Below are 880 nucleotides of genomic sequence, written 5' to 3' on the forward strand. Positions count from 1 at the left end.
TCACCGAGGCGGTGGTGTTCGACACCACCGGTGCCGTGCTGGCGCGCAGCGAGCTGGCCTTCTCCATGGACATCGGCAGCATCGAGCCCGCCGACCTGGAGCGCGCCGCCGCCGGCGAGGTGGTGACGCTGACCGCGGATACCGACGACCGGGTCCGGGCCCTGGTCCGCCTGGATGGCTTCGGCGGCGCCTATCTGTTCGTCGGCCGCTTCGTCGATCCCAGCGTCCTGAACCTGCTGGAACGGACCCAGGCCGGCGTGAGCGACTACGAGGCCGCTGCCGCCGAGCGCTCGCGCATCCAGATCCTCTCCCTGATCCTGTTCGGCGTGGTGGCGCTGATCATGCTGCTGGCCGCCGTCTGGGCCGGGCTCTACTTCGCTACGCGCTTAGGGGTGCCGCTGGGCCAGCTCATCACCGCGGCGGACCGGGTCAGCACCGGCGACCTGAATGCCCGGGTCGAGGAGCGCATCGACTTCGAGGAGATCGCCTCGCTCGCCCGCGCCTTCAACCGGATGACCCAGCAGCTTGCCTCGCAGCGCCGCGAGCTGGTGGATGCCAACCAGCAGCTCGACCAGCGCCGTCGGTTCACCGAGGCGGTGCTGCGGGGCGTGACCGCCGGCGTGCTGGGCCTGGACAGCCGGCGCCGGGTGGCGCTGCCGAACCGCTCCGCCGTGCGCTTCCTGGAGATGGATCCGGGGGCCATCATCGGCCGGCCGCTGGACGAGCTCCTGCCCGAACTGTCGCCCCTAATCGACCGGACCATCGACGGGCGCCGGGGCTTCGCTGAGCAGCAGCTCGTGGTGGCACGCGGCGTCACCCATCGCACCCTGCTCGTCCGGGCCGCGGTACAGGAGGAGGAGGGGCGGATCCAGGGCTGGGT

General features: G+C 71.6%; 1 protein-coding gene. It reads left to right on the plus strand.

Annotation, left to right across the window (positions count from 1 at the left end; genetic code table 11):
• Positions 1 to 880, plus strand: an 880-nt coding sequence (locus EQG76_RS17290; RefSeq protein WP_159715638.1) for a sensor histidine kinase NtrY-like, incomplete at both ends; no start/stop codon positions are given.

Origin of the sequence: Geminicoccus flavidas, assembly GCF_009806515.1 — a bacterium.
Lineage (GTDB): Bacteria > Pseudomonadota > Alphaproteobacteria > Geminicoccales > Geminicoccaceae > Geminicoccus > Geminicoccus flavidus.